The organism is Rhodococcus sp. NPDC057529 (assembly GCF_042802055.1).
Lineage (GTDB): Bacteria > Actinomycetota > Actinomycetes > Mycobacteriales > Mycobacteriaceae > Rhodococcus_F.
This window is the reverse complement of sequence record NZ_JBHVEY010000004.1, coordinates 390,388-416,082: the sequence shown is the minus strand read 5'-3', so window position 1 is coordinate 416,082 and position 25,695 is coordinate 390,388. Positions and strand designations below refer to the sequence as shown.

At 66.2% G+C, this 25,695-nt stretch carries 25 protein-coding genes; 8 read left to right on the top strand and 17 right to left on the bottom strand.

All coding sequences use genetic code 11. The annotated features are described in order from the left end of the window. Positions 1 to 3 precede the first annotated feature (3 nt). The 10 genes from ACFU5V_RS10295 to ACFU5V_RS10250 all read right to left on the bottom strand — a co-directional run bounded on the left by ACFU5V_RS10295 (position 4) and on the right by ACFU5V_RS10250 (position 8,221). Positions 4 to 1,011, bottom strand: a complete 1,008-nt coding sequence (locus ACFU5V_RS10295; protein ID WP_378698876.1) for a toluene hydroxylase — start codon at positions 1,009 to 1,011, stop codon at positions 4 to 6. Beyond that, positions 1,008 to 1,328, bottom strand: a complete 321-nt coding sequence (locus ACFU5V_RS10290) for an MmoB/DmpM family protein (protein ID WP_378439331.1) — start codon at positions 1,326 to 1,328, stop codon at positions 1,008 to 1,010. The genes ACFU5V_RS10295 and ACFU5V_RS10290 overlap by 4 nt, the downstream gene beginning before the upstream one ends. Next, a complete protein-coding gene (locus ACFU5V_RS10285) occupies positions 1,325 to 1,630 on the bottom strand; it encodes a toluene-4-monooxygenase system B family protein (RefSeq protein ID WP_378439333.1) in 306 nt (101 codons plus the stop codon). The genes ACFU5V_RS10290 and ACFU5V_RS10285 overlap by 4 nt, the downstream gene beginning before the upstream one ends. Continuing rightward, positions 1,627 to 3,153, bottom strand: a complete 1,527-nt coding sequence (locus ACFU5V_RS10280; protein WP_378698874.1) for a toluene monooxygenase — start codon at positions 3,151 to 3,153, stop codon at positions 1,627 to 1,629. Before ACFU5V_RS10280 ends, ACFU5V_RS10285 begins: the two co-directional genes overlap by 4 nt. Positions 3,154 to 3,171: 18 nt before the next feature. Continuing rightward, a complete protein-coding gene (locus tag ACFU5V_RS10275; protein ID WP_378698872.1) occupies positions 3,172 to 3,654 on the bottom strand; it encodes a nuclear transport factor 2 family protein in 483 nt (160 codons plus the stop codon). A gap of 16 nt (positions 3,655 to 3,670) precedes the next feature. Beyond that, positions 3,671 to 4,102: a nuclear transport factor 2 family protein gene (locus ACFU5V_RS10270; protein WP_378698870.1), complete on the bottom strand. Its 432-nt coding sequence runs from the start codon at positions 4,100 to 4,102 to the stop codon at positions 3,671 to 3,673. Between the two features lie 28 nt (positions 4,103 to 4,130). Next, positions 4,131 to 5,126 carry a DJ-1/PfpI family protein gene (locus ACFU5V_RS10265; RefSeq protein ID WP_378698868.1) on the bottom strand — a complete coding sequence of 332 codons (996 nt, stop codon included), beginning with the start codon at positions 5,124 to 5,126 and terminating at the stop codon, positions 4,131 to 4,133. 206 nt (positions 5,127 to 5,332) lie between these two features. Next, positions 5,333 to 5,743 (bottom strand): SRPBCC family protein, encoded by a 411-nt coding sequence (locus ACFU5V_RS10260; RefSeq protein ID WP_378698866.1) that lies wholly within the window; start codon positions 5,741 to 5,743, stop codon positions 5,333 to 5,335. A 79-nt stretch (positions 5,744 to 5,822) separates the two neighbouring features. Continuing rightward, positions 5,823 to 7,304, bottom strand: a complete 1,482-nt coding sequence (locus ACFU5V_RS10255) for an NAD-dependent succinate-semialdehyde dehydrogenase (protein WP_378698864.1) — start codon at positions 7,302 to 7,304, stop codon at positions 5,823 to 5,825. Positions 7,305 to 7,486: 182 nt separating this feature from the next. Then, the gene (locus ACFU5V_RS10250) at positions 7,487 to 8,221 is read right to left on the bottom strand and encodes a type 1 glutamine amidotransferase domain-containing protein (protein ID WP_378698862.1); all 735 of its coding nucleotides are present in this window, start codon (positions 8,219 to 8,221) and stop codon (positions 7,487 to 7,489) included. 306 nt (positions 8,222 to 8,527) lie between these two features. Here ACFU5V_RS10250 and ACFU5V_RS10245 point away from each other — a divergent pair, with 306 nt between their 5' ends. After that, complete coding sequence (locus ACFU5V_RS10245) at positions 8,528 to 9,478, top strand: AraC family transcriptional regulator N-terminal domain-containing protein (protein WP_378435660.1); 951 nt, start codon at positions 8,528 to 8,530, stop codon at positions 9,476 to 9,478. A 134-nt stretch (positions 9,479 to 9,612) separates the two neighbouring features. On the opposite strand, the gene ACFU5V_RS10240 is transcribed toward ACFU5V_RS10245, so the two are convergent. After that, a complete protein-coding gene (locus ACFU5V_RS10240; RefSeq protein WP_378435662.1) occupies positions 9,613 to 10,068 on the bottom strand; it encodes a MarR family winged helix-turn-helix transcriptional regulator in 456 nt (151 codons plus the stop codon). Between the two features lie 91 nt (positions 10,069 to 10,159). Here ACFU5V_RS10240 and ACFU5V_RS10235 point away from each other — a divergent pair, with 91 nt between their 5' ends. Together ACFU5V_RS10235 and ACFU5V_RS10230 are read left to right on the top strand one after the other, a co-directional pair. Next, the gene (locus tag ACFU5V_RS10235) at positions 10,160 to 10,783 is read left to right on the top strand and encodes a UbiX family flavin prenyltransferase (protein WP_378435664.1); all 624 of its coding nucleotides are present in this window, start codon (positions 10,160 to 10,162) and stop codon (positions 10,781 to 10,783) included. Continuing rightward, positions 10,767 to 12,239 (top strand): UbiD family decarboxylase, encoded by a 1,473-nt coding sequence (locus ACFU5V_RS10230; RefSeq protein WP_378698860.1) that lies wholly within the window; start codon positions 10,767 to 10,769, stop codon positions 12,237 to 12,239. The genes ACFU5V_RS10235 and ACFU5V_RS10230 overlap by 17 nt, the downstream gene beginning before the upstream one ends. 106 nt (positions 12,240 to 12,345) lie before the next feature. Here ACFU5V_RS10230 and ACFU5V_RS10225 read toward each other — a convergent pair whose 3' ends face one another. The 4 genes from ACFU5V_RS10225 to ACFU5V_RS10210 all read right to left on the bottom strand — a co-directional run bounded on the left by ACFU5V_RS10225 (position 12,346) and on the right by ACFU5V_RS10210 (position 17,014). Then, positions 12,346 to 13,899, bottom strand: coding sequence for an AMP-binding protein (locus ACFU5V_RS10225; protein WP_378698858.1), 1,554 nt, complete (start codon positions 13,897 to 13,899; stop codon positions 12,346 to 12,348). A 134-nt stretch (positions 13,900 to 14,033) separates the two neighbouring features. Then, positions 14,034 to 15,119: an ABC transporter ATP-binding protein gene (locus tag ACFU5V_RS10220; RefSeq protein ID WP_378435669.1), complete on the bottom strand. Its 1,086-nt coding sequence runs from the start codon at positions 15,117 to 15,119 to the stop codon at positions 14,034 to 14,036. Positions 15,120 to 15,170: 51 nt separating this feature from the next. Further along, positions 15,171 to 16,049 (bottom strand): carbohydrate ABC transporter permease, encoded by an 879-nt coding sequence (locus ACFU5V_RS10215; protein ID WP_378698856.1) that lies wholly within the window; start codon positions 16,047 to 16,049, stop codon positions 15,171 to 15,173. Beyond that, complete coding sequence (locus ACFU5V_RS10210) at positions 16,049 to 17,014, bottom strand: carbohydrate ABC transporter permease (RefSeq protein WP_378435673.1); 966 nt, start codon at positions 17,012 to 17,014, stop codon at positions 16,049 to 16,051. Before ACFU5V_RS10210 ends, ACFU5V_RS10215 begins: the two co-directional genes overlap by 1 nt. A 107-nt stretch (positions 17,015 to 17,121) precedes the next feature. Between ACFU5V_RS10210 and ACFU5V_RS10205 the strand changes: the two genes are divergently transcribed. Beyond that, the gene (locus tag ACFU5V_RS10205) at positions 17,122 to 18,279 is read left to right on the top strand and encodes an RNA-guided endonuclease InsQ/TnpB family protein (protein WP_378698854.1); all 1,158 of its coding nucleotides are present in this window, start codon (positions 17,122 to 17,124) and stop codon (positions 18,277 to 18,279) included. Positions 18,280 to 18,313: 34 nt separating this feature from the next. Here the strand turns inward: ACFU5V_RS10205 and ACFU5V_RS10200 are convergent, their stop codons facing one another. Beyond that, positions 18,314 to 19,639, bottom strand: a complete 1,326-nt coding sequence (locus ACFU5V_RS10200; RefSeq protein ID WP_378699085.1) for an ABC transporter substrate-binding protein — start codon at positions 19,637 to 19,639, stop codon at positions 18,314 to 18,316. 52 nt (positions 19,640 to 19,691) lie between these two features. After that, complete coding sequence (locus tag ACFU5V_RS10195; protein ID WP_378435675.1) at positions 19,692 to 20,714, bottom strand: sugar-binding transcriptional regulator; 1,023 nt, start codon at positions 20,712 to 20,714, stop codon at positions 19,692 to 19,694. A 150-nt stretch (positions 20,715 to 20,864) separates the two neighbouring features. On the opposite strand from ACFU5V_RS10195, the gene ACFU5V_RS10190 reads away from it, so the two are divergent. From ACFU5V_RS10190 to xylB, 4 genes are read left to right on the top strand one after another with little or no spacing between them, the layout of a single operon-like run. After that, complete coding sequence (locus tag ACFU5V_RS10190; protein ID WP_378699083.1) at positions 20,865 to 21,869, top strand: NAD(P)-dependent alcohol dehydrogenase; 1,005 nt, start codon at positions 20,865 to 20,867, stop codon at positions 21,867 to 21,869. A 10-nt stretch (positions 21,870 to 21,879) separates the two neighbouring features. Further along, positions 21,880 to 23,361 carry a mannitol dehydrogenase family protein gene (locus tag ACFU5V_RS10185; protein ID WP_378698852.1) on the top strand — a complete coding sequence of 494 codons (1,482 nt, stop codon included), beginning with the start codon at positions 21,880 to 21,882 and terminating at the stop codon, positions 23,359 to 23,361. Beyond that, a complete protein-coding gene (locus tag ACFU5V_RS10180; protein WP_378698850.1) occupies positions 23,358 to 24,281 on the top strand; it encodes a carbohydrate kinase in 924 nt (307 codons plus the stop codon). The genes ACFU5V_RS10185 and ACFU5V_RS10180 overlap by 4 nt, the downstream gene beginning before the upstream one ends. Next, complete coding sequence (gene xylB, locus ACFU5V_RS10175; protein ID WP_378698848.1) at positions 24,278 to 25,669, top strand: xylulokinase; 1,392 nt, start codon at positions 24,278 to 24,280, stop codon at positions 25,667 to 25,669. Before ACFU5V_RS10180 ends, xylB begins: the two co-directional genes overlap by 4 nt. Positions 25,670 to 25,695 lie beyond the last annotated feature (26 nt).

Genomic DNA, 25,695 nt, shown 5'->3' with positions numbered 1-25,695 from the left:
TCCTCAGTTGGCCGTTGCCGCCGCGGCGAAGAAGCCGTTGTGGAACTCTTCGCGTGCGGCGCGCGCGCCTGCAACTACATCGGATGCCGGCGCACCGAGCAGTCCGGCCAGTCCTTCCGCTGCGTCGTCGGCGAGCGCCGACCAGCGGTCGATCCACTTGTTCAGCGCCGCCACGTTGGTGGGCCGCTGCTCCACCGCGTGCCGGGCAAGGGCGCCGGTCCAGCGGTTGCGTCGTGCACTGTCGCGGTCGAGCAGCCCGGACAACAGCCAGGAGAGTTCGTCTCCGTCGGCCTTGCTGATCTCGCCGAACTGGCGGATCAGGACGTCGTCCAACGTGGGTGCCAGGACGAGGTCGAGGGCGGTGAACGCCTCGCCCCAGTCGTAGGCGACGAGCGCCCGCTCGATCGCCTCGCGGGCCGGCTGCCAGGCCTCGTGCTGTTCCCAGATCTGCCGCTCGTTCACCCCGATTCCGGAGTCCGGATGGGTGATCTGCAGCATGCGGGTGCGGTAGGCGATCATCGTCACCCGGCGCAGGAAGTCCGCGTTCGCGTATCCGCCCGCACTGGTGACCGTTGAACTCGGGCCCATGTAGGCGACGTAGGCCTGCGCCTGCTGGAAGCCGTGGACCAGGTAGCGGGACGGCGTGTGCGCCGTCGCGAGCCGCGTCACCTGCTTCTGCGAGAGTCCGGCGTCCGCACCCGAGTAGCTGTCCAGCATGCCGTCGAGTTTGGTCTGCTCATCGGCCTGCAGGTTCACGTAGGAGCGGTAGGCGATCTGGTCGGGATCGCGGAAGCTGTCCCAGTCGTCCGCCTGCAGGGGCGAGTTCTCGCGGTACGTGAGGAACCACAGGTTCAGCGGGGAGGACGTGTTCTGTTCGAACGTGCTGAGCCGGCCGTTTCTGGTGTTCCAGTTCTGGGCGTGCGTGACGATCTCGTACTCGCTCGGCATCCGGCGAACGTCGCCGAATGCGCTGAACGTGCGGAGCTTGCGTTTGCGTGCGGGCGTGGTCATCGGTCCGCTCCTTCCGTGACGGGTGCGGCGTCCTTGCGGGCACCCGAGCTCAGCCAGGTGATCGAGTCGCTCGCGGTGATGGCGCGACCACTGAACGAGGACATCAGGTTTTCCAGCGACCGGATGCGGTAATCAGAGCCGAGGTAGGCCTGCAGGGACGCCTCGGTGAGCACGACCCGCTCCTCGCCCTGAATGCGCACGTACGAGCCGCGGTCGATGATCTCGATGTCGGTGTCCGGGTTGTCGTCCTCGATCGCCGCGATGATCTGATCGACCTCTTCGCCCATCCGCAATACAGGTCCGACAGGGTTCTTCATGACGCCTCTTCCGGGATGTCGTACTCGACCGCGACGTGGTCGTGCGATTGGATGCCGGCTTCGGCAACAGTGCTGTGCCCCGGCAGTTTTCGTCCGTTGTGAATCACGACCTTGGGGTACGGGAGCGCTCGCACCCGCCGCCCCTCGGAGTGGTGGGCCACCGCGGCGGCGACCTCGTCCATCGTGTCCGCGGTGGTCACCGGGACCAGGATCTGCACGAAATCGGTCGAGAAGATCGCATTCAACGGAACCACTTCGGGTGCCCGGTCCTCGACCCCGAACTGGGTGTTTTCTCCGGTCATCGCTTCGCGTCTCCCGTCAGGATGAGGCCGCTGGCTGTGCGGCCGATGTAGTCCTTGGTCCACGCCGCGTAGTCCGGGTCGTCGCCCATCACGTCCGGGGTGACGCCCATGTAGTCGAGGATGCCGGGCACGGTCATCGGCTGAATCTGGCCGGCGAGGAACCGGTCCACGAGCGTCTCGTGGTTGACGTTGTCGCGGTCCTTCCACCAGATCTGGCGGCAGCCCATGGTGCAGAAGTGGTACGTCTTGCCGTCGTACTTCAGCGAGTGGTCGCGCACCTTCCAGCTACCGTCCCCGGCCATCGTCGGGTTGCAGGCGGGGAGGTGGCAGGTGCTGCACAGCCACGGCAGCGTCTCCGGCAGCGTGGCCTCGACGTTGTTGTTGTTGACGTTGTCGATGATGACGTCCCACTTCTCGCCGTAGATCGTCTCCCAGTTGGGGTACTTCTCCCGCAGCCAGTCGCGCTCGTCCTTGGAGACACCGGCCTTCGGCTTCCACCACAGGGTCGGGCGCCACCACCACATGCCCAGGTGCAGGCTGTGGTGCCAGGTGTCCAGTCCCCGCATGAACTCGTCCCAGAACCACGGCTTCTTCAGTCCGTAGCCCTCGATCGTGCGGAGGAACTGGTCGATGATCCACTCCTCCATGAACTCCCGGTAGGACTGCTTCCGGTGCTCGACGGGGGTGTAGTAATCCATCGGCAGACCGGTCAGGGCGGCAAACAGGCGGGCGGATCCCCAGAACGCCTTGTCGATCACCCACTGCGCACGGGCCGGGTCGTGCTCGACGAGGATCTCCAGGGTCGCGACGCCCTGCTGGGAGTGCCGGGCCTCGTCGGTCTGGATCGACGAGATCATGTTGGCGAAGTTGATGTCCCCGGACTCCAAAGCGTCCGCGGACAGGCCGACGAACTGCAGGTTGGTGAAACCGGTCTCGAACACCAGCGGCACCATCAGCGCGGTGTCGACCGCGTTGGAGGTGGTCATGATGCCGTCGAAGTAGGTGCGCAGCGCAATCGGCACCCAGTCGTTGGTGGAGTACGTCTTCTGCGTCCAGTCGAATTGCGGGTCCTTGCCGACGAACTCGTGTCCGAAGTACGTGGTGAGCGCGCCGTGCCGCAGCTCGTCGAGCTGACCGAACGTGGCCATGTTCCGCCACGCCGCACTCAGCCCGAACCGGGCCATCTTCAGCTCGGCCAGGGTCGCGGTGTACTCGACCTGAGCGACACCACCGAAGTGCATCTTCGTCGACGACTTCCAGCCCTCGTCGAGGTTGTCGAAGACCGTCGAACGCTGCAGCGCGGCCTTCACCGCGTACGTCGACGCCTCCTTCTCACGCTGCGTGTACACGTACTCCTGGTAGCTGACCTTGTAGTCCTCTTCCCACTTCAGCCACGCATCCCGGGGCACCTTGCCGGTTCCGCAGAACCATTCCGGATAGACGGCCTCGTCGTCCACGTAGGACAGGGTCCAGTCGACGTCGCGGACGAAGTCCTGCCATTCTTCTCGCTTGAGCAATGCCATGGTGTTGGTGTTCCTTCGCTAGTCGACTTCGAGGTGGCCGAGTTGCCGGCAGACGCCCGCGTTGTCCCAATAGGCCCGGATGCTGTCGATCAGGCCTTCAGGGTTGACGTGCATGATGAACAGGTGCGGCTCGGAGAACGGCTGGCCCTGCGGCGCGATGAACGCCCAGGCAGACTGCTGCGTGCCCGCGATGTCGCAGGCCACGACGACGTCGCCGTTGTCGTTGCCGTCGATGTGGTGCACGACGTTGAACAGGTTGGGGAACGCGTTGATCAGTCCGCTCCAGATCACCTTGCCGACCGTGCGGACCTTGCCGTCGCCGCGCATCACCCGCTGCTTGGCCCACACCTCGAACGGGATGTAGGAGAAATCCGCGTTGTCCGTGCACATGTCAGTCATGGCCTCGACGTCGCGGCGCCGGTAGGCGTTGAAGAACTCGGTGACGACTTCGGTGGCTTTACGGGCTCCGATGGTGGGAGCGGAATCGAGTTGGATGGTCATGAGACGGTGTCTCCTTCTAGACGATCGTGACGTGGTCGGTTCGTTTCACGGCCAGCCGGCGGTAGAGCTGGTTCTGGCACCAGTAGACGTCGATTCCGGTGATCGCGTCTCCGGTGACGGTGAACCGCCATGCGGAGTCCACGTCGAGATGCTTCTCCTGGTTGATCGCGCCCAGGTAGTCGGCAGCCTGGGTGCCTTCGATCTTCATCTCCACGACCACGACCCGGCCGAGTTCGAGCACGTTCCGCACGGTGAGGTGCAGGTCCGGGAACGAGACGACGATGTCCTCGAGAACCCCGCGGATCACCGGCTTTCCACTGTCGGAGAGCTGAAGCGGGTACACGGTCACCTGCACGTCGTCCGACACGGTGGACAGTGCCGCGTCCACGTCCTGGAGGCGGAAGCCGGCGATGAAGGCCTCCACGGTCTGGCGGGGGCTTGTTGTCATGACTGACTCCTCGAAATAGCGCGCGGGTTCACAGATTCAATGCCTTCAACGTGGCGGTGGCGGCCGCGTCGGTGGAGTTCGGTTGCTGGCCGGTGATGAGGTTCCGGTCCACGACGACGTGGGAGGCCCACGGGTACGGTGCGTCATCGAACACCGCACCCGCGTTTCTCAGTGCGGCGTCCAAATACCATGGAATACCGAGCATTCCCAGCTTGTTCTGGTCCTCTTCCTCGTCGGTGAACGAGGTGAGCCGGAACCCTTCGAACAACCACTGACCGTCCGCACGCTCCGGTGCCGACAGCAGCATGGCCGGGCCATGGCAGAGCGAGGCGATCGGTGCGTTCTTGGCGTGCAGGATTCCGAGCAGCCTGCCGATGTCCTCGTTCTCCGGGAAGTCCACCATCGGTCCGTGCCCACCCGGCGCGAACACCGCGTCGAACTCGGCGAGCTGTTCGTCGCTCAGATCGGAAAGCGCCAGCGGCGAACGGAATCCCTCGATAGCGTCCAGCTTCGCCTTGCGTTCGTCCGACTTGGCCTGGCTGTCCGCCACCAGTTCCTGGACCGCGCCGCGCAGCGACTCCTCGGACAGACCACCGTCGAGTCCTTCGGCGAGCATGACGTCGACCAGCAAACGGTCCTGCGCCCAGGCTATCTTGGCGGCTCGGCTGACGATCTCGTGTGCCTCCGCGGATGACTTGCCGGAGTCGACCAGCCGTCCCGCGATCCGGCGGCCGGCCATCAACTCCTGTTCCGTCGTGTTGTGCAGGGTGATCCGGATGTCGTCCGGATCGTGATGGAACGTTCGGTAGACGGACGCGAAGAAGTCCCGGTCCTTGTCCGGGTAGTGGAAGATCGGGTCGAGACCGTAGGGGTCGGCGACCGGGGGCTTGCCGTCCGGCGTCATCACGACGACGTCGGCGCCTGCTTCGACGAACCGTTCGTAGGGCTTCAGCGCCTCTTCGGCCCAGAATCCGGTCGGGTGGCTACTGCTGTCACGGAGATCGATCTCCCGTGCACTGGTCACAAGATAAGCGATGCGAGGCATTCGTTGACTCCCGGTAATGGACTGGTTGAGTTCTTTGAACCTAGCTGGATTGTGGCCTGGCACACATCACAGAATCCTGCTGTGGTGTTGCGCATTCCTGCGGGCACTCGATGTGAGCGAAAGAGGCACGGCGAGTCGCCTGCTCGATTGCTCGACCGGATCATGTTCTCCCGCAACGACTGGGCTCAGGCAGACATGGCGCGCCGTGCGGCGAGGTGTGCACCGAGACGGTTGACGGCCTCGCGGATCGCCGCGTCGAACGCCGCAGCGACCTCCGCCGGCTCGACGTCCGAGCCGTAGACGAGCACGCAGCGGCCGTCGCGTAGATCGATGACGTCAATCGTGCCCAGGTGCGAGTCGACACTGAGATCACCACCGACGAGCTGATATTGGAGACGTCGTAGGTCGTCGTCGAGTGTCACCGTGTCCTCGATCAGCGTGGCGCCGTCCGTGAGGGTGATACTGCGCCCGGAACTGGTTGGTTCCGAATGTGTCATCGCGGGGAACCAGTCGGCAACCGAGCCGACATCCCTGACGACGGACCACACCGACGCCGCATCGTGGTCGAGAATGGCATGAGAGCGAATGGATGGCATGTCAATCCCCTATCGTTATGTCATTGTGCTGCAATTGAATTGATCTCTCACGCAGGAAATAGCGCGATCGTCCCGGTGGTCACGACTCGCTCCAGTCGACACTGAAGTACTGGATCTCCGCGTACTCCGCGAGTCCCTCGCGGGCGCCCTCGCGTCCCAGTCCGCTTTGCTTGAGCCCACCGAACGGCGCGGAGGGGTCGGAGACGAGGCCACGGTTGATGCCGATCATTCCGGCCTCGATTCGCTCGGCAAGCTGGAGCGCCCGCTTGAGGTCGCGGGCGTAGAGATAGGCGGACAGGCCCATCTCGGTGCCGTTCACAAGACCGACCAGTTCGTTCTCGTCGCGCCAGGTCACCACCGGGGCAACAGGTCCGAAGATCTCCTCCCGCACCACCGACGCATCGGGGGCGACATCGACGAGCAGGGTGGGCGCATGGAAATATCCGCCGAGCTCGGCAGGGACAGCGGCCTGTGCGGCGACACGGGCACCGCCGGCGATCGCGTCGTCCACCAGTGCCGCGACCTTCTCCACCGCGCGGCCGTTGATCAGCGGGCCGATCTCGGTATCCGGGTTGCTGCCCGGTCCGACGACGAGCGTCTCGATCCGATCCGCGAAGAGTCGGACGAACTCGTCCGCGACGTCGGCGTGGACGTAGAACCGGTTGGCCGCGGTGCACGCCTGCCCTCCGCCGCGGAACTTCGCAATCATCGCGCCGTCCACGGCCGCCGTGAGATCGGCATCCTCGGTGACGACGAACGGCGCGTTGCCGCCGAGTTCCATCGACGCATTGAGCACTCGGTCCGCGGCCTGGTGAAGCAGCAGGCGGCCCACACCGGTCGAGCCGGTGAAGGACAGCTTGCGCACCCGGTCGTCCTCGAGCCAGGTGCGCACCACCTCGCCCGCTTCGAGGGTCGGCACCACGTTGATTACGCCGTCAGGGACACCGGCCCGAGCGAGGAGCCGCGCAACTGCCAGGGCGGTGAGCGGGGTCTCGGCGGCCGGCTTGAGGACCACGGTGCAGCCTGCCGCGAGCGCAGGCGCGATCTTGCGGGCGGCCATCGCGGCCGGGAAGTTCCACGGCGTCACGAGTGCGGCGATGCCGACCGGGCGCCGGGTCACGACGGTACGCACGCCGCCGGCCGGCGCCGGACCGTACGTGCCCTCCGTGCGCACCGCCTCCTCGGCATACCAACGGAAGAACTCCGCAGCGTAGGTGACCTCGGCGCGGGCGTCGGCAATCGACTTGCCGTTCTCCGCGCAGATCAGCGCCGCGAGACCGTCGACCTCTCCCCGGATCAGCTCGAAGCCACGGTAGAGAATCTCGGATCGCTGCCGAGGGCTGATCGCGGCCCAGTCGGTTGCCGCAGCCGCGGCGGCATCGACCGCGGCAGTGGCCTCGGCTACTCCCCCGTTCGCGACCCGGGCGATGACGGATTTGTCTGCGGGATCCTCGACGTCGAACGTGCCGAGCGATCCCGGGAGCCGGCGTCCGCCGACGAGGACGCCGCGTTGTGCGTCGAGGGACGCGATACGGTCCTGGAGCGAGTCAGTGGTGGTCACGGGTAAGCCTCTCTGTTGGTGCAGTTCGGAGCGTGAGGGAGCCCGCCAACTTGGTTATCTACCAACCTTTTCGAAGACTGCACGAACTGGATCGATGATTCGGTGTGACAGGCGGTCGTGAAAGACCGAGGGGGAGCCGGAACATGCCCTTCGACTCCCCCTGCGATCCTCCGTTTCCCGGGCTACTGGGCGCCGGCGTCGACCGTCTGGCGACGTTCTACGACGTCGAGAACCAGTCGGCGTGCAATTCCCTCGGACGAGGCGGGGTTCTGACCGGTGTACAGATTCCCGTCGACGACGACGAACTCGGTCCACGCCTCCGGCGCGGACGAATAGATACCTCCCGAGCTCTTCAGGCGGTCTTCGAGGAGCCACTTCGCACGCGGCGCGAAGCCCACCTGATGCTCCTCCTCGTTGCTGAACCCCGTGACCCTGCGACCTGCGAAGAGCCACTCGCCGTTGTCATCTCGCGCGGGCAGCAACGCGGCCGGGCCGTGGCACACCGCGGCCACCGGCTTGCCCGCATCGACGAACTGACGCAGCAGAGCACCGAAAAACTCGGAAGCCGCGAGATCCTCCATCGGACCGTGCCCACCCGGCACGAAAATGAAATCGAACGACGCCACATCGACGTCCTCGAGCACCTCGGGGGAACGCAGGGCCGCGATCGACTCCAGGTGCGCCTTGATTCGCTGCCCTTCTTCGGCGCTGTCTCCGTTGTATTCGGGAGCGAATCCGGCCTGGTCGGCAGTGGGTGTGACACCGCCCGGGGTGGCGATCGTGATGTCGATGCCTGCGTCCACGAAGACCTGGTACGGCGTACTGACTTCCTCCGGCCAGTAGCCGCAAGGGTGCGTGGTGCCGTCCGCGAGCGTCCAGTAGTCGACGCCGGTGACGGCGATGAGGGCGCTAGTCATGTCGGATGTGCCTCGTTTCTCGTCTCGGTTGTTCGCTGAGGGTGTTTCCTCGGCCCATTAGAGAACCCCCGACGGGCGCAGCAACAGCCTCAGCGGAGAGTCGCGCTGGAATCCGCAAACGAACCGCAGGATTCTGCTAACAAAGCGCGACCACGTGGGTTACCGGCAGGTACTGGTCATTCGTCCGGGTACGGGACTTCCAGTAATGCGTGAAAATCAGTCGAAGAAGAATGGCGAATTGCGGTTATAGTGTTTCAATCCGAGGAGCGGGTTGATCCGCCACTTACCCCCGCACGGGAGGCTGCGATGAACGCACTGAATCCGCTCGAGTTCCGAATCACCTCGGGAGATCTGGTCGCCGAACTCAAGTCCCGCGCTCCGGAGCCGGGCACCAACGACGGGCTGTGGCCCGGGCTGACCATCTACCGGTTCGACGCACCCGCGGAGCCGCAGTGGGAAGAGGTCCGCGAACTTCATTTGTGCGTGATCGCGCAGGGCCGCAAATGCGTCACGACGAACGGGAACGCCTGCTATTACGACCCGTTCACGTATCTGGCGATCAGCAACCATGTTCCGTTCCTGACGGAGATCATCGAAGCCAGCCCGGCGAAGCCCTTCCTGTCGTTCGGACTCCAGCTCGATCCGGAACTGGTGCGACAGGTGTCGTCCGACATCCTCCTGGAGCGGGAGACCACGGCATTCACCCGCGCGCGGCCGAAGAGCGAGGCGCACCACGACTTCGTCTCCGCCCTGGACCGCGACATGCTGGACGCGATCCTGCGCTTCCTCCGCGCACTCTCGACCGGAGCCGACCGCCGCGTGCTCGCGCCGACATACCTGAAGGAAATCGTCTACCGGGCGCTGCAGGCCGAGCAGTACACCCGCCTGGTCGAAAGAGCGGCGAGTGAGAGCGCGAGCAACCCCGTCAGCGCCGTCATCGCGTACGTGCAGGAACACCTCGCCGAGCCGCTGAGCGTGAGCGAACTCGCCGAGCGCGCGTTCATGAGTCCGTCCGCGTTCTCGCACCTGTTCCGGGATGTGACCGGACGATCGCCGTACCAGTTCGTGAAGGAGATCCGGCTGAACAAGGCGCGTGAGCTGCTGATCGAGAACGAGTGCAACGTCACGGAGATTTCGAAGGCCGTCGGTTACCGAAGCACGTCGCACTTCATCAACGAGTTCCGCGAGCGGTACGGAACGACGCCCCGCGCGTGCAGCGATGCATTGGCCGGCACCGAGCGACGCGCGCGCGGCTGACCCGAGGCTTGTCATCGAGACCGTAGCGCCGACCTTCCCTGTGGATGCTGCAGTCTCGAAGTCGTGAATCCAACTGTTCTCGAATGGTTTTCATCGAAATCGATCTCGCGTGACCTTCGCGCCGGACTGCCGGGTTACTGCAGCCCTGTCATCTTGCTCAGCAAGCGTTTCAGTTCCGCGATATCGCCGGGCTCCAAGCCGGAGGTAACCATGGCTTCGGCCTGCCGAGCTTCGTCGATCATCTGATTCAACGCCTTGCGGCCGGCGGCAGTGAGGGAGACCAGCTTGCGCCGGCGGTCGGCCGGATCGAAGTGCGTCCTGACCAGACCGCCCTTGCCCATCTTGTCGATCAGGTAGGTCCCGGTCGCCTTGTCGAAACCCGCGCGACTTCCGAGCGTCTGCTGATCACAGGTCTTCATCTCGGCGAGCACGACGAGAATGGCGTACTGAACCGCGGACAGACCGGTAGTCACGGTCGAGGTCCAGCTGGTCGTGCACCGCTGGCCGGCCCGGCGGATCAGGTGCATGAGCGCAGTATCGCCGTGCGGCCAGAGCGGCGCGGAAAGAACGGATTCGGTGTTGTCGGTCATAGCGTCTCTTGACTCCTCATAGTCTCGTATTTATAGTTCGTACTCGAACTGTTTTAACACGAACTGCGCCTTGCGAGTTCGGCCGGACCGAATGAAGGCAGTGGGCATGAAGCTTGTAGTAGGAATGACCGGCGCGACCGGCGCCGCAATCGGAATTCGCATTCTCGAGGCACTGAGTGACCTCGGGGTCGAAACCCATCTGGTGATAACGAAGTGGGCTCGCGCGACCATTCACATGGAGACTCCTTATTCGGTTAACGACGTCATGGCACTTGCATCGAAGACATACAGCGAGCAAGATCAGGCAGCAGCCATCGCCAGTGGCTCCTACCGCGTAGACGGCATGATAGTCGCTCCGTGCAGCATGAAGACGCTCGCGGCCATCCGTTGCGGTTACGGCGACGGGCTCGTCGCCCGGGCGGCCGACGTCTCACTGAAGGAACAACGACGCCTCGTCCTCGTTCCCCGCGAATCTCCCTTGAGTGCAATTCATCTCGAAAACATGCTCGCATTGACCCGGGCGGGCGCCATGATGCTTCCGCCCATGCCTGCCTTCTACAACAACCCCGAGACGACAGCCGACATCGTCGATCACATCGTCTCCCGGGTCCTCGACCAGTTCGGCCTGGACAACAGCCTCACCACGCGGTGGAACGGAACAAAGGCCGCCCGCAATCATTCGATCGAAGGAATGCCCCATGACGTACCTCAGTGACCTGAGAAGCTATATCGCCGCACTCGACGATCTCGGCGACATCACGCACATCACCCGTCAGGTCGACGGCGATCTCGAGCCCGGCGCCATCACCCGGCGCAGTTGCGAAATCAATTCGCCGGCACCGCTGTTCGAGAACATCGCGGGTGCCGAGCCGGGATTCCGCATCCTCGGCGGACCGGCCGCGCTCTCTTCCCGACCCGACATGCCGTATGCCCGGGTCGCACTGTCACTGGGCCTGCCGCCGGAGTCGGCCGGCCCCGAGATCGTCGAGGCTCTCGCGGCCGCGCGCGACCTTCCGCTCACACCGCCCGTCCTCGTCGACCCGTCCGAGGCACCCTGTCAGCAGAACGTTCTCCGCGGCGAGGATGCGAATCTCGACCTGTTCCCCATCCCGTTCGCCCACGGGAAGGACGGCGGACGCTACGCCAACACGTGGGGCACCCTGATCGTGAAAACACCCGACGGCAGATGGGTGAACTGGGCGATCGCCCGCATCATGAAGGTCGACGGTCGGAGAATGGTGGGCCTCGTCGTACCGAGCCAGCACACCGGCCAGATCTGGGCCGAGTGGGTGAAGCTGGGCGAGCCCATGCCCTATGCGCTCGTGCAAGGACCTGCACCGGCGATCTCGTGTGTCTCGGGTATCCCCCTGCCCGCCGAGGTCGACGAGGTCGACTATGTGGGAGCCCTGGTGGGTGAACCGGTCGAACTCGTCAAGGCGATCAGCGTAGACCTCGAGGTTCCCGCGACCGCGGAGATCGTGATCGAGGGTCACGTGTCCATCACCCGCGACTGCATGGAGGGGCCTTACGGCGAGTACGGCGGATACCTCGGCACCGGCTCTTCACTCCAGCCCACCTTCCATGTCGAGACGATCACTCACCGCGACGAACCGATCTGGCCGCTGGTGGTGGCCGGGCGCCCGGCGGACGAATCACACACCATCTGGGCCATGGGCATCGCCGCCGACGCCCTGACCCACCTCCGGGCCGCGAAGCTTCCGGTGAAGACCGTCTGGGCACCGGAGGGCGCCGCGGTGCACTGGCTCCTGGTAGTCGTGCCGGCGGACTGGCGTGACGAGCTACCGGGCGTCTCGAGTGAACAGTTCGCGAAACGGGTGGGCGACGTTCTGTTCGAGACCGGCGCGATGCTGTTCATCCCGAAGGTCTTCCTCGTCGACGACGACATCGACCCGACGAACCTCTCGGATGTCGTGTGGGCCATCTCCACCCGTGTGCACCCCACCGGCCGGCGCGCGGTATTCGAGGACCAGCGGATCGTTCGGCTGCCGCAGTGTTACGACGAGGGTGAGTACGCCTCCGGACAGGGCCCGAAGATCGTCTACGACCTGCTCCTGCCCGCATTCGGAGAGGGCCGGGATCTCCACTCGTCGTTCGAGCAGGGTTACCCGGAAGAGCTCAAACAGCGCGTGCTGGCCCACTGGCCGGCCTGAGCCCGGCCGGCTGGCGTTTGATTCGGCTTCGGTGGGGCGGGCACACCTCCCACCCCACCGAGGTCTTTTCACATCACGCCGGCGTGTGGACACCGAAAACGCGATGTCAGTTGACCTGACGTGCGTGTCCGTCCCAATACGGGGAGCGCAGTTTGAACTTCTGCAGCTTGCCGGTGGCGGTGCGGGCCAGCTCGCTGCGGAACTCCACCGAGGTCGGTGCCTTGTACCCGGCCAGATGCTGCTTGCACCAGCCGATCAGTTCCGCCTCGGTGCTGTCGCCCGGCTCCACGTCCGGGTGCAGTACCACCAGGGCCTTGATCGTCTCTCCCCACTTGTCGCTCGGCACCGCGATCACGGCCACCTCGGACACGGCCGGATGGGAGAACAGGCAGTCCTCGACCTCGATCGAAGACACGTTCTCACCGCCGGTGATGATGACATCCTTCTTCCGGTCGGCGATGGTCAGATACCCGTCCTCGCCGATCGCGCCACCGTCGCCGGTGTGGAACCAGCCACCGGCCAGCGCCTTCTCGGTCTCCTCCGGTTTGTTCCAGTAGCCCTCCATCACGACGTTGGAGCGGGCCAGCACCTCCCCCGCGCCTTCCTCGGCCTCCTCGATCTGCAGCCGGACACCGAGTGCCGGGGCGCCGGCCCGGATCAGTTTCGCCGCGCGGGTCTCCGGGTCGAGGTCGTCCCATTCGGCGCGGGTGCGGTTGACGGTCAGCAGCGGGGAGGTTTCGGTGAGACCGTAGATCTGGATGAACTCCCAGCCAAGCTCTTCCTCGACCCGCACGACGGTCGTCGTGGGCGGCGGCGCAGCGGCCATGATGATCCGCACCCGGTCCCGGCCGGGAATCTCGCCCTCCCAAGTCTGTGCGGCCTCGAGGACCGCGGACGCGACCGCCGGCGCCCCACAGAGCACCGTGACCCCGTGGTCGCGGACCCGCCTCAGGATCTCGGCGCCGTCGACCTTGCGCAGGATGATGTGCCGGGCGCCGACGCCGGTCAGCGCGAACGGTTGACCCCAGCCGTTGCAATGGAACATCGGCAACGTGTGCAGGTACACGTCCCGGTCACCGATCCCGGCGTGCAGCCCGAACGTGACCGCATTGACCCAGATGTTGCGGTGAGTGATCTCCACACCCTTCGGGCGGGCGGTGGTCCCGGATGTGTAGTTGAGGGTGGCAATAGCCGACTCGTCCGGCTCCCACGGCTGCGGCACCGCCCCGGGAGCGGCGTAGAGGTCGGTGTCCGAGCCCAGGACGAACTTGTGCTCGCAGTCGACCTCCTCGAGCGCGTCCTCGAGTTCGGGATCGACGTAGAGGACGCGGGCACCGGAGTCCTCGACGATGTAACGGACCTCGTCGGGACGCAGCCGGAAGTTGACCGGAACCAGCACCCGGCCCGAACCGCTGACCCCGAAGAACGAGGTCATCAACCGGCTGGAGTTGTGGCTGACGATCGCGACCCGCTCACCGGCGCCGATGCCGAGTTCGTCGAGCTTGGCGGACTGGCGGCGGGCCAGGTCGGCGATCTCGGCGTAGGTCAGCGACCCCTGGGACGGGGCGGGTTGGTCAGGTTCGTCGACCACACCGATCCTGTCCCCGTACACGGTCGCCGCGCGGTCGAGGAAATCGTTGACACTGAACGGGACAAACACAACTCCTCCTACGGATGTTCGTGCGCCGGTGATGCCAGGGTTCCGCCCTGGTGTCGCTACCGGACGAGGTCACTACATCTTCGCCTGTGCCGAGGTGTGCGTCGAGATGCGAGTCGTAGCCCTGGCCCCCGAAGTCAGTCCCCGATCCGATCCCCCGTCTCCGGGTGGAACAGGTGCACGGCTCCGTCCCGCTTGCGCAGAGACACGGTGTCGGCGAGCCGGGCGGGGGTGCGGGTCAACGACCGGGCGACGAGTTGAGTGCCGTCCCCGGCGATGTGGGTGTGGACGTAGGATTCGCTCCCGAGTTCCTCGACGAGGTCGACGATCACCTCGATGCCGCCCTCCCCGGTCGACAGTTCGAGCTGCTCGGGCCGCACGCCGACCGTCACGGTCTCCAGGCCGGCGGCGTGCAGCGTCGACAGCTGGTCGCGTTCGAGCGGGAGCGTGGAGTTTCCGAGCCGCACACCGTCGCTGACGATGGGCATGGTCATCAGGTTCATCGCCGGGGAACCGATGAAGCCGGCCACGAAGGCGTTGGTGGGACGGTCGTACAGCTCGGTGGGTGCCGAGAACTGCTGCAGCTTACCGTTCTTGAGGACGGCCACCCGGTCACCCATGGTCATGGCCTCCACCTGGTCGTGGGTGACATAGACGGTGGTGGTGCCGAGCCGGCGCTGCAGTGCCGCGATCTGGGTGCGGGTCTGGACGCGGAGTTTGGCGTCGAGGTTGGACAGCGGCTCATCCATGCAGAAGACCTGCGGCTCACGCACGATGGCGCGCCCCATCGCGACACGCTGCCGCTGACCACCGGACAGCTTGCCGGGTTTGCGGTCGAGATAATCGGTGAGGTCGAGGAGTTTGGCCGCCTCCGCCACCTTCTTCTTGCGTTCCTCGACGCCGACGCCGCGCATCTTCAGCGCGAAGCCCATGTTCTCGCCCACCGTCTTGTTCGGGTAGAGGGCGTAGTTCTGGAACACCATCGCGATGTCGCGATCCTTCGACGGCACCCCCACCATGTCCTTGCCGTTGATGGTGATGGTGCCCTCGTCGATGTCCTCGAGGCCGGCGAGCATCCGCAGCGCCGTGCTCTTGCCGGAACCGGACGGTCCGACGAGGACGATGAACTCGCCGTCTTCGATCTCGAGGTCGAGCGTATCGACCGCCAGCGTGTCGGCGTTCTCGTAGATGCAGGATGCGCCCTTGTACGCGATGTCAGCCATGATTGCTCCTCTGGTGGGTACCGAAATCGGGGGAAGTGGTTGCCGGGGTGATCATTTGATCGCGCCGAAGGACAGGCCGCGGACCAGTTTGTTCTGCGCGACCCAGCCGGCCAGGATGACCGGGAGCGCCGCCAGCGTCGCCGCCGCCGACAGCCGGGCCCAGTACAGGCCCTCACCGGTGATGAATCCGACGAGGAACACCGGAATGGTCTGCGCCTGGACGGCCGTGAGATTGACAGCGAAGAAGAATTCGTTCCACGAGAAGATCACGCAGATCAGCGCGGTGGCCGCGATACCGGGTGACACCAGCGGAAGGATCACCTCGCGCACCGACGTCCACAGGCTCGCCCCATCCATGCTCGCGGCCTCCAGGATTTCGCCCGGGACCTCGAGGAAGAACGAGCGCATCATCCACACCGCGATCGGCAGGTTCATCGCCGTGTACAGGATGATCAGCGCCCAGATGTTGTCGAGCAGGCCGATGTCGTTGACGATCACGTACAGCGGGATGATCGCGGCCACGATCGGGAGCATCTTGGTGCTGATGAAGAAGAACAGGGCGTCCTTCGTCTTGCGGACCGGCCGCAGTGACAGCGCGAACGCCGCCGGGACGCCGAGCACCAGCACGATGATCGTCGACACAGCGGTCGCGAACGCCGAATTCAGCAGTGCCGTGCCGATTCCGCTGTCGAGGACCGCCTTGAACTGGTCCAGCGTGGGCGTGAAGAACAGTTTCGGCGGAGTCGTGTAGGCGTCGCCCTCCTGCTTGAACGCGGTGAGCACCATCCACGCCACCGGGAAGAAGAACCCGAGCGCCACGATCCACGCCACCACACTCCACGGACTGAACTTGCGATGCTTGCGCGCCCGCTTCGTCTCCGGGGAGGCGGGAGCGGACTCCACCGGCGCCGCCGCAGTGTCGGTACTCATCACGCTGCCTCCTCGTTACCGGTAAAGCTCTTGAAGATCAGGCGCAACGCCAGGGTCGCGACGACGATCGTCGCGATCACGACGATGACGCCCATCGCCGCGGCCTGCCCGATGTCGAAACCGAGGAATGCGCGCTGGTAGATGTAGAAGGGAAGGTTGGCACTGGCGGTGCCCGGCCCGCCCTGGGTCATCATGTAGATGGCGTCGAACGTGTTGATCAGGTAGATGGCGCCGAGCACCGCACCGAGTTCGATGAACCGGCGCAGGTGCGGGAGCGTCAGTTCGCGAAACATCGCGAACGGTTTGGCGCCGTCCACCCGGGCCGCTTCGAGGATGTCGCGCGGCATGGACTGCAGCCCGGCCAGGATCAGCAGCATCATGAACGGCGTCCACTGCCACACCAGGCTCACCATCACCGAGGCCAGCGGGAACTTGCTGACCCAGTCGACCTGCCCCACCCCGAACGGGGAGAGCACGAAGTTGACGATGCCGAACACCGGGTCGAACATCGTCGTCTTCCACAGCAGCGCGCCGGCGACGGGTGTCACCAGGAACGGCGTGATGAGCAGGGTACGCACGATGCCACGGCCCAGGAACGCTCGGTCCAGCAGCAGCGCGAGCAGCAGGCCCAGCACCACCGAGATCAGCACCGTCCCGACGATCAGGATCACGGTGTTGACCGCGACCTCACGGAACTGGCTGTCCTTGAACACGTCCACGTAGTTCTGCAGCCCGATGAACTCGCGGGAGCCGGGTCGCACCAGGTTCCACGACTGCGTCGAGTAGTACAGCGTGAACAGGAACGGGATCTGGGTCACCACGATCATGAAGATCAGGGCGGGCAGCAACGGCCCCCGGCGGCGCCAGCCCTCGGCCCGGGAGACGCTGTCGTCCTTGGCCTCCCGCAGTTCCCGCACCCGATCGGCGGTGCCGTCCGCGGTGGGTTTCTCGGCGATGGTTGTCATCGGGATTCACGGGCAGATTCCCAATCCTTCAACGTAGACAGACCGCTCGGCCATGTGTGAAGTGTGCGGCATCGGTGCATGTCGGTGCTCCTGATTACAGTTGTGCTGTGGAAGAAATCGTGCGGTACAGCTACCGGCTTCGGCCGGGTGTGACGGCTGTGCGTGCGCTCGAATCCGAGTGGCATCGCTGTCGATACGTGTGGAACGAGGCAGTGCGGCAACAGAAGACCGGCCGCAGGCCGACGTTCGCCAAGCTCGGAAAGCTCCTGACCGAAGCCCGCAGCCGCAACGGATGGCTGCGCGAGGGCGCCCAAGTCCCGCAGCAACAGACACTGCGGACGTACGCTCAATCGTTGGCACAATCGTTCACGGTGAAGGGCCGCGGACGGCCGACGTTCAAGGCGCGCCGAAACACGCTCCCGTCGCTCGAGTACACCTCCCGGGGATTCTCTCTTCGTGATGGCCGGTTGTGCCTGGCCAAAGGCATCGTAGTCCCGGTCATCTGGTCCAGGGAATTGCCGTCCGAGCCGACAAGTGTCCGCGTACATCGGGATTCGATCGGTCACTGGTACGCCTCGTTCGTGGTACGCCGTGACGCCATCCCCGTCCCCGCTGTCGATTTGGACAGTGGCATCGGGATCGACTGGGGTGTGTCCGTCACGGCTACGACTACGAGCTCGGGGTTTGATTTGCCGTACCTCGGACACCGCAAGCGTTGTTCCGCCGAACTCGGCAAGGCCCAGCGAAAGATGGCGCGGCGCCATCGCGGGACGCGTGGTCCTCAAACCAACGGGTACGAACGCGCCCGCAGGGAAGCCGCCAAGTTGCAGAAGAAGGCGGCCCGGCAGACTCGGTACGATGCCAGGGTTTGGGCCAAAGGGGTCGTCGACAGTCATCACCTGATCGCCGTCGAGGACTTCCGCCCGAAATTCCTTGCAAAGTCCAGGATGGCCCGGAAGGCTGCCGATGCGACGATCGGCGCCTCCAAGCGAGAACTGATCGAGCGCGCTGTGCGGGCCGGCCGAAGGGTGGTGTTGGTACAGCCCGCGTACACGACGATGACGTGTTCGAGCTGTTTCGCGAGAGCCAAGCAACGACTCGAGCTCGCGGAACGAGTCTTCTTGTGCCAACAGTGCGGATTCAGGGACTGTCGGGACAGGAACGCTGCCAGGGTGATCTTGGCTGTGGCAGAGCGGGGCCACACTCGTGTTGACGACGTCAGACATGTGCATTCCTCCTTCGGGTCGGATGTGTGTGCTGTCTGAGCCTGAAATCCCATGCCTTCAGGCAAGGGAACCGCTAACTTTCCTCCCGATAGGTCGCGCCGACGACCTCGGCGTACTGCTGTGCCTGGGCGAGTGCCTCGGGCACGGTCTGCTGGCCGGCGATCGCCGCGCTGATCTGCTGGCTGACGCGGGTTCCGAGATCCTGGAACTCGGGGATCGCCAGGAACTGCACGCCCGTGTACGGAACCGGCTGCACAGTGGGCGCTTCCGGGGTCGCGTTCTCGATCGCCTCGAGCGTCAGCGGTCCGTACGCGGCCGAGGCCTCCTTGTACTCGGGAATCTCGTAGGTCGAGAGCCGGCTGCCCGGAGGCACCCGCTCCCAGCCGAGATCCTCACCGACCGTGCGTATGTATTGCTTGTCGGTCATCCACGAAATGAACTTCCAGGCAGCATCGGGGTTCTCGCTGCTCTCGGGGATTCCCAGCGCCCAGCTGTACAGCCATCCGGAGTTGTCCTTCACCTCGATGGGCGCGGGCGCATACCCGATCTTGCCGACGACGGCACTCGACGACGGATCCTCGAGCGTGGAGACGGCGGACGTCGAGTCGTACCACATCGCCACCTGCCCCTGAGCGAGCTGCGTGGCGCACTCGCCGAAACCGCTCGTCGCGGCGCCTGGCTCGCCGTACTCGCGCACCAGGTCTACGTAGAACTGGACCGCGCGTTCCACCTCGGGGCTGGTCAGCTGAGCGTTCCAGTCCTCGTCGAACCAGCGGCCACCGAACGTGTTGATGACGGTGTCGAGGGGTGCGAGCAGTTCACCCCAGCCGGGCTTGCCGCGCAGGCAGATGCCGGCCATGTCCTCGGAGTCGAGTTGCTTCGCCGCCGCGGCGACCTCGGTCCAGGTCGGCTTCTCCGACAGGGTGATTCCGGCCTGCTCGAACAGGTCCTTGCGGTACATCAGGAACGAGGACTCGCCGTAGAACGGCACCGAGTACATGCTCCCGTCGTAGGACAGCGACTCGCGCAGGGTGGGGATGAAGTCGGCCTCGTCGTAGCCCTCCGTCGCCTGGGCGTACTCCGACAGGTTCTTCAGCCAGCCGTACTGCGCCCACTGCGGCGTCTCGTAGTTGCTGATCATCACGACGTCGAACTCCCCGCCGCCGGTCGCGGTGGATGCCGTGATCTTCGCGCGCGCCTGGTTCTCCGACAGCGTGACGAATTTCAGGTCGATGTCGGGATTCTCTTCCTCGAACTGCGAGGCGAGTTTCTGGGCGTCCTGCATCTGTGAGTTGGAGACCATCGCGATGGTGATGGTCTGGTCCGACGCGCCCAGCGATCCGGCGCCCGCGCATCCGCTGAGCGTGAGGCAGAGCGCTCCTGCCCCCGCTACCAGCATCGTCGCCGGTTTCCTGTGTTTCTTCACCGATCTTCACCTCTCTTGCGTGGTGCTACTGGTCGAGCAGCCAACGCGCGCATTCGATGTCGCAGACCAGCATCTTGGCCAGTCCGCCGTGGAGGGCACCCAGTGCCGCTTGGTGTTTGGCGACGCCACCGGTGACGAGGATCGATCCCTCGCACGCGCGGATGTCGTCGAGAGGAACGGACATGGCCCGTTCGTCCAGTGGGCCGGACACCTCGGTTCCGTCGAGCCGGTAGAAGCGTCCACCGACTTCGCCGACCGCGCCGAGGCCGGTGAGCACGGACAGCATGTCCGTGTCGATGAAGCTGCCTTCGAACAGGGTGGTCGACGTGGACACGGCGCCCGTGCCGAACATCATCATCTGCGCGGTCCGCCCGGCCTCGAGCGCTTTGGAGATGACGGAGTCGCCCCGCATGGATACCACGGTCGACGCGTCCGCGTACAGGGGCACGGGCAGCCGAACGGTGTTGGCCTGCAGCTGCTCCGCGCATCGGCCGAGCACGTACTCCGTTCCCGTCTGATAGTTGATCGCACTCACCGAGCCGTCGAGCTGGACGACGGATGCGCACGTGGCCGCACCGGACGGCAACCCCTGCGCGACGGCGACCGTCTCCGGCCCCCACGTGAATCCGAGGGTGTCGCCTTCCCGGATCCGGCGAACCAGCAGGGACGCGGCGGCGCGCCCGACACCCGCGAAACTGTTGTGGTCGTCGATCGCACCGGCGGCGTCGACGGAATCGGCGACCACCACCGCTTCGACGAGGCCGTACTTCTCCTCGAGCGCGCGCTCCTCGTCCGAGCGCAGCGAGTCACGCAGATGCGCGGGTGCCTGCACCTCGATGCGCACCAGGCCCTGGGCGCGGGCTCGTGCCACCAGCCGGCCCGCCGTCGGGCGGGAGACGCCGAGGCGCGTGGCGACCTCGGCCTGGGTCATTCCGTCGAGGTAGTACAACGTTGCGGCGCGCAACGCGAGGCGCAGATCCTCCGTCGTGGACGGCGGCGGTGCCGCGATGGGAGACGGCGTCGGGGCCGTCGAGTTGGGGGACGTCACTGGTTCTCCTCGCCATGATCCCGAGCCCGTCGAGCGTGTCTTCGGAGCCTCGAGAAACCGTGAGCAAATGATCACTATGCGTTCATCTGCTCAATACGCTAGCATCGAAGTGTGACCCACACAACACTCCCCTTGGAAATCCCCAGGACGATGCGTGCCGGCGTACTCGTCGAGCCGGGCGTGATCGAGATCCGGGAGCGGCCCGTGCCCGCTCCCGGCCCCGGCGACGTCCTGATCCGCGTGGCCTCGGTCGGCGTCTGCGGATCGGACACCCACTACTACCGCGAGGGCCGCATCGGCGAGTTCGTGGTCGACCAGCCGATCGTGCTGGGACATGAGGCGTCGGGCACCGTGGTCGGTGTCGGGGCCGGCGTCGCGGCGGAGCGCATCGGGCAGCGGGTCTCCATCGAACCGCAGCGCCCCGACCCGGACACCGACGAATCCCGGCGCGGTCTCTACAACCTGTGCCCGCACATGCAGTTCTATGCCACCCCGCCGATCGACGGGGCGCTGGCCGAATACGTGACCATCGGCTCGGCGTTCGCCCATCCGGTTCCCGACGAGATGTCCGACGACGCGGCCGCGCTGTGCGAGCCGTTGTCCGTGGCCATCGCCACCACCCGCAAGGCCGGCGTGACGGCAGGCTCCCGGGTGCTGATCGCGGGCGCGGGGCCGATCGGGATCGCGACGGTGCAGACGGCCCTGGCCTTCGGCGCCACCGAAGTCATCGTCTCGGACCTCGACCCCCAGCGACGCGACGTCGCAACGAAATTCGGTGCCACCACCGTGCTCGACCCCCGCGAGCAGGACGTCGCGGGACTGCACGTGGACGCGTTCGTCGACGCGTCCGGCGCCCCGAGCGCGGTCCTCGCCGGCATCCGGGCGGTCCGGCCCGCGGGAATCGTGGTCCTGGTGGGCATGGGCGCCCCCGAGATGACGCTGCCCGTCCAGACCATTCAGAACCGAGAGTTGGTGCTGACCGGGGTGTTCCGCTACGCCAACACCTGGCCGACGGCGATCGCGCTGGCGCGGTCCGGGCGCGTCGACCTCGATTCGATGGTCACCGAAAGATTTCCGCTCGCCGAGGCGGAACAAGCACTGAACGCAGACCGGACGCCGGGCAGCCTCAAGGCCGTCGTACGCGTCCAGGAATGAGGAGAGACCGATGCAACTGAGCGCGCAGGCACTGCAGCAGTTCGACGACACCGTGCAGGTGCCGAACTACGATCGAAGCGACATCACCGTGGGCATAGTGCATTTCGGTGTCGGCGGATTCCACCGCGCGCATCAGGCGATGTACGTCGATCGGCTGCTCCGGCAGGGCGGCGCCCGCGACTGGGGCATCTGCGGAGTCGGGGTGCTGCCCGGCGACCGGCGCATGAAGGACGTCCTCGACGCACAGGACGGCCTGTACACGCTGGCGCTCCGTCACGCCGACGGCACCTGGGACGTGAGCGTCATCGGTTCCATCGTCGACTACCTCCTCGCCCCCGACGATCCCGAGGCGGTCGTCGAGAAGATCGCCGCGGAGACCACCCGGATCGTCTCGCTGACGATCACGGAGGGCGGCTACAACTTCACCCACGACACCGGCGAATTCGACGCCGCCAACCCCGACGTCGTGCACGATCTCACCGACGGGGCCGTCCCGCGGACCACGTTCGGACTCGTCGTCGAGGCCCTGTCCCGCCGCCGCGCGCGCGGACTGCCGTCGCCGACCATCATGTCCTGCGACAACATTCAGGGCAACGGCGACGTGGCGCGCCGGATGTTCCTGGAGTACGCAGAGTTGAAGGACCGGGACCTCGCCGAGTGGATGCGCACCGAGACGTCGTTCCCCAACTCCATGGTCGACCGCATCACGCCCGTCACCACCCCCGAGGTGACGGCGGCGCTGTCGTCGCGCTTCGGCGTCGACGACCGGTGGCCCGTCGCGGCGGAGCCGTTCACCTCGTGGGTGCTCGAGGACGCGTTCCCGCTCGGCCGCCCCGCGTTCGAGGACGTCGGTGTGCAGGTGGTCGACGACGTCGAACCGTACGAACTGATGAAACTGCGCCTGCTCAACGCCAGCCATCAGGGTCTCTGCTATTTCGGGTACCTGTCGGGGTACCGGCTGGTGCACGACGTCGCCCAGGATCCGCTGTTCGCCGACTTCCTGCTGGCGTACATGGACGAGGAGGCCACACCCACCCTGGCGCCGGTGCCCGGGGTCGACCTCGACGAGTACAAGCGCACGCTCATCGAGCGCTTTTCCAATCCCGAGATCCGCGACACCGTCGCCCGGCTCTGCGCCGAATCGTCCGACCGCATCCCGAAGTGGCTGCTGCCGGTGATCCGCGAGAACCTGTTGTCCGACCGGCACATTCGACTGTCGGCCGCGATCGTGGCGAGCTGGGCCCGCTACGCCGAGGGCGTCGACGAGGACGGCGAACCCATCGACGTCGTCGACCAGTTGAAGGACTCCCTCGTCCCGATCGCGCGCAGCCAGCACGAGAACCCCACAGCCTTCATAGAGAACCGATCCGTCTTCGGCGATCTGGCCGACAACCCGCGCTTCGTCACCGCCTACCTGTGGGCGCTGGACTCACTGCACGGCGTCGGCGCACGGAAGACGCTCGAGGCCCTGCGTGAGAAGGTGCAGTCATGAGTCTGATCATCGGTGAAGCCCTCATCGACATCGTCACGGCGAGCGACGGCACGACCACCGAATACGTCGGCGGCAGCCCGCTCAACGTCGCGGTCGGTCTCGGCAGGCTCGGGCGTCCGGTCGAGTTCGTCACCCGGATCGGCGACGACACCCGGGGTGCTGCGATCGTCCGGCACCTGCAGCAGTCGGGGGTGAGCGTCGCGCCCGGCAGTGTCACCGCGCAGCGAACGGCGACCGCGCACGCCACCCTCGACGCCGCCGGGTCCGCCACCTACGAGTTCGACCTCGAGTGGGATCTTCCCTCCCCCAGCGGTGCGTCGGCCCCGTCGCTCGTGCATACCGGTTCCATTGCCGCCGTGCTGGAACCCGGCTGCGATGTGGTGGCAAACATGCTCGACCGCCGCCGCTCCTCGGCGACGATCAGCTACGACCCCAACGTGCGACCGGTGCTGGTCACCGACCGGGCCCGCGCCCGGCAGCGGATCGAGCACCTCGTGTCGATCTCCGACATCGTCAAGGTCAGCGACGAAGACCTGCGCTGGTACGACCCCGACCGGGATCCGGTCGACATCGCCCGCGCATGGCTGTCCCGCGGTCCGGCGATGGTCGCGGTGACGAAGGGCGCCGAGGGCGCCTTCGCGGTCTGCGCGGCCGGACTCGTCGAGGTCGCAGCCCGGAACGTCGAGGTGGTCGACACCGTCGGGGCCGGCGACGCGTTCATGGCCGGACTCCTCGACGGATTCTGGTCGCACGGCTTCCTCGGCGCGGAGAGCCGCGCCGCCCTCCGCGCGATCGAACCGAACGAACTGCGGAACGTGCTCGACAACGCCGTGCTGATGTCCGGTCTCACGGTCGCGCGCGCCGGGGCGGACCTCCCCACCCGCGAGACACTGGACCGCGCGGCGGGTGTCCGGCAATGACACTCGTCGCGGGAATCGACTCGTCCACCCAGTCGTGCAAGGTGATGGTCTGCGACGCCGACACCGGCGCACTCGTCCGCGAGGGCAAGGCCCCGCACCCGGACGGCACCGAGGTCGATCCGCAGGCGTGGGCTTCGGCCCTCGACGCCGCCGTGGACGCCGCAGGTGGCCTGGACGATGTCGCCGCGGTGTCGGTCGGCGCGCAACAGCACGGCATGGTCTGCCTCGACGACGCGGGCACGGTCGTGCGTCCGGCGTTGCTGTGGAACGACACTCGCTCCGCCGGCGCCGCCGAACAACTGGTGGACGACCTCGGCGGGCCGGACGCGTGGGCGGACGCCGTGGGTGTGGTGCCCCTCGCCGCGATCACCGTCAGCAAGCTGCGCTGGCTCGCCGATTCCGAACCGGCGAACGCCGACCGGACGTCCGCGGTGTGCCTGCCCCACGACTGGCTCGCCTGGCAGCTCACCGGCAGGTCGGATCTCGGCACACTGGCCACCGACCGCGGCGACGCCAGCGGCACCGGATACTTCTCCGCCGCAACGGATTCCTACCGGTCCGACCTGCTGTCGCTGGCACTGCGGGGACGCACCGCCGCCGTGCCGCGTGTCGCCGGACCGGCCGAGCGGATCGGGGAGACCCGCTGGGGCGCCGCCGTCGGACCGGGCACCGGCGACAATGCCGCCGCGGCGCTCGCTCTCGACGCGCGGGAAGGTGACGTCGTCGTCTCCGTGGGAACGTCGGGTGTCGTGTCCGCGGTATCGGTGACACCGGCGAACGATCCGGGCGGTTTCGTCGCCGGCTTCGCCGACGCCACCGGACGCCAGCTGCCGCTCGTGTGCACGCTGAACGCCGCCCGGGTCCTCGACGCGACCGCCTCGCTGCTGGGGGTCGATCACGACGAGCTGTCGCGGCTGGCGTTGTCGGCGCCGTCCGGCAGCGGCGGCCTGGTGATGGTGCCGTACTTCGAGGGCGAACGCACCCCCAACCGTCCCGACGCCACCGGATCCGTTCACGGTCTGCGGCTGGCCAATTCGACGCCCGCGCACCTCGCCCGCGCGGCCGTCGAGGGGCTGCTGTGCGGCCTGGCGGAAGGCATCGACCACCTGATCGCCCAGGGTGTCACGGTGCGCCGCATCCTCCTGATCGGCGGCGGTGCCCGCTCACAGGCACTGTGTGAACTCGCGCCCGCCATCTTCGGGGCGCCGGTGCTCGTTCCGCAGCCGGCGGAATACGTCGCGATCGGCGCGTGCCGTCAAGCGGCCTGGACCCTGGCCGGGACCCCCGAGCCGCCGCAGTGGAGCCAGACGTCCACCCGGCGCTTCGAGGCCGACCCGGCACCCGACGTCCGCGAGCGGTACAGGCGCTCCGCGCCTGTGCGCGGTTAACGAGTCTCTGGACTCCTTAACCGCGC

Coding starts and splice junctions, on each gene's coding strand:
- ACFU5V_RS10270 (WP_378698870.1), bottom strand. CDS start 4,102: ATGACAACAAGCCCCCGCCAGACCGTGGAGGCCTTCATCGCCGGCTTC.
- ACFU5V_RS10275 (WP_378698872.1), bottom strand. CDS start 3,654: ATGACCATCCAACTCGATTCCGCTCCCACCATCGGAGCCCGTAAAGCC.
- ACFU5V_RS10290 (WP_378439331.1), bottom strand. CDS start 1,328: ATGAAGAACCCTGTCGGACCTGTATTGCGGATGGGCGAAGAGGTCGAT.
- ACFU5V_RS10230 (WP_378698860.1), top strand. CDS start 10,767: ATGACGTACCTCAGTGACCTGAGAAGCTATATCGCCGCACTCGACGAT.
- ACFU5V_RS10235 (WP_378435664.1), top strand. CDS start 10,160: ATGAAGGCAGTGGGCATGAAGCTTGTAGTAGGAATGACCGGCGCGACC.
- ACFU5V_RS10220 (WP_378435669.1), bottom strand. CDS start 15,119: ATGGCTGACATCGCGTACAAGGGCGCATCCTGCATCTACGAGAACGCC.
- ACFU5V_RS10190 (WP_378699083.1), top strand. CDS start 20,865: ATGCGTGCCGGCGTACTCGTCGAGCCGGGCGTGATCGAGATCCGGGAG.
- ACFU5V_RS10285 (WP_378439333.1), bottom strand. CDS start 1,630: ATGACCGGAGAAAACACCCAGTTCGGGGTCGAGGACCGGGCACCCGAA.
- ACFU5V_RS10240 (WP_378435662.1), bottom strand. CDS start 10,068: ATGACCGACAACACCGAATCCGTTCTTTCCGCGCCGCTCTGGCCGCAC.
- ACFU5V_RS10215 (WP_378698856.1), bottom strand. CDS start 16,049: ATGAGTACCGACACTGCGGCGGCGCCGGTGGAGTCCGCTCCCGCCTCC.
- ACFU5V_RS10200 (WP_378699085.1), bottom strand. CDS start 19,639: ATGCTGGTAGCGGGGGCAGGAGCGCTCTGCCTCACGCTCAGCGGATGC.
- ACFU5V_RS10280 (WP_378698874.1), bottom strand. CDS start 3,153: ATGGCATTGCTCAAGCGAGAAGAATGGCAGGACTTCGTCCGCGACGTC.
- ACFU5V_RS10180 (WP_378698850.1), top strand. CDS start 23,358: ATGAGTCTGATCATCGGTGAAGCCCTCATCGACATCGTCACGGCGAGC.
- ACFU5V_RS10295 (WP_378698876.1), bottom strand. CDS start 1,011: ATGACCACGCCCGCACGCAAACGCAAGCTCCGCACGTTCAGCGCATTC.
- ACFU5V_RS10245 (WP_378435660.1), top strand. CDS start 8,528: ATGAACGCACTGAATCCGCTCGAGTTCCGAATCACCTCGGGAGATCTG.
- ACFU5V_RS10250 (WP_378698862.1), bottom strand. CDS start 8,221: ATGACTAGCGCCCTCATCGCCGTCACCGGCGTCGACTACTGGACGCTC.
- ACFU5V_RS10185 (WP_378698852.1), top strand. CDS start 21,880: ATGCAACTGAGCGCGCAGGCACTGCAGCAGTTCGACGACACCGTGCAG.
- ACFU5V_RS10260 (WP_378698866.1), bottom strand. CDS start 5,743: ATGCCATCCATTCGCTCTCATGCCATTCTCGACCACGATGCGGCGTCG.
- ACFU5V_RS10210 (WP_378435673.1), bottom strand. CDS start 17,014: ATGACAACCATCGCCGAGAAACCCACCGCGGACGGCACCGCCGATCGG.
- xylB (WP_378698848.1), top strand. CDS start 24,278: ATGACACTCGTCGCGGGAATCGACTCGTCCACCCAGTCGTGCAAGGTG.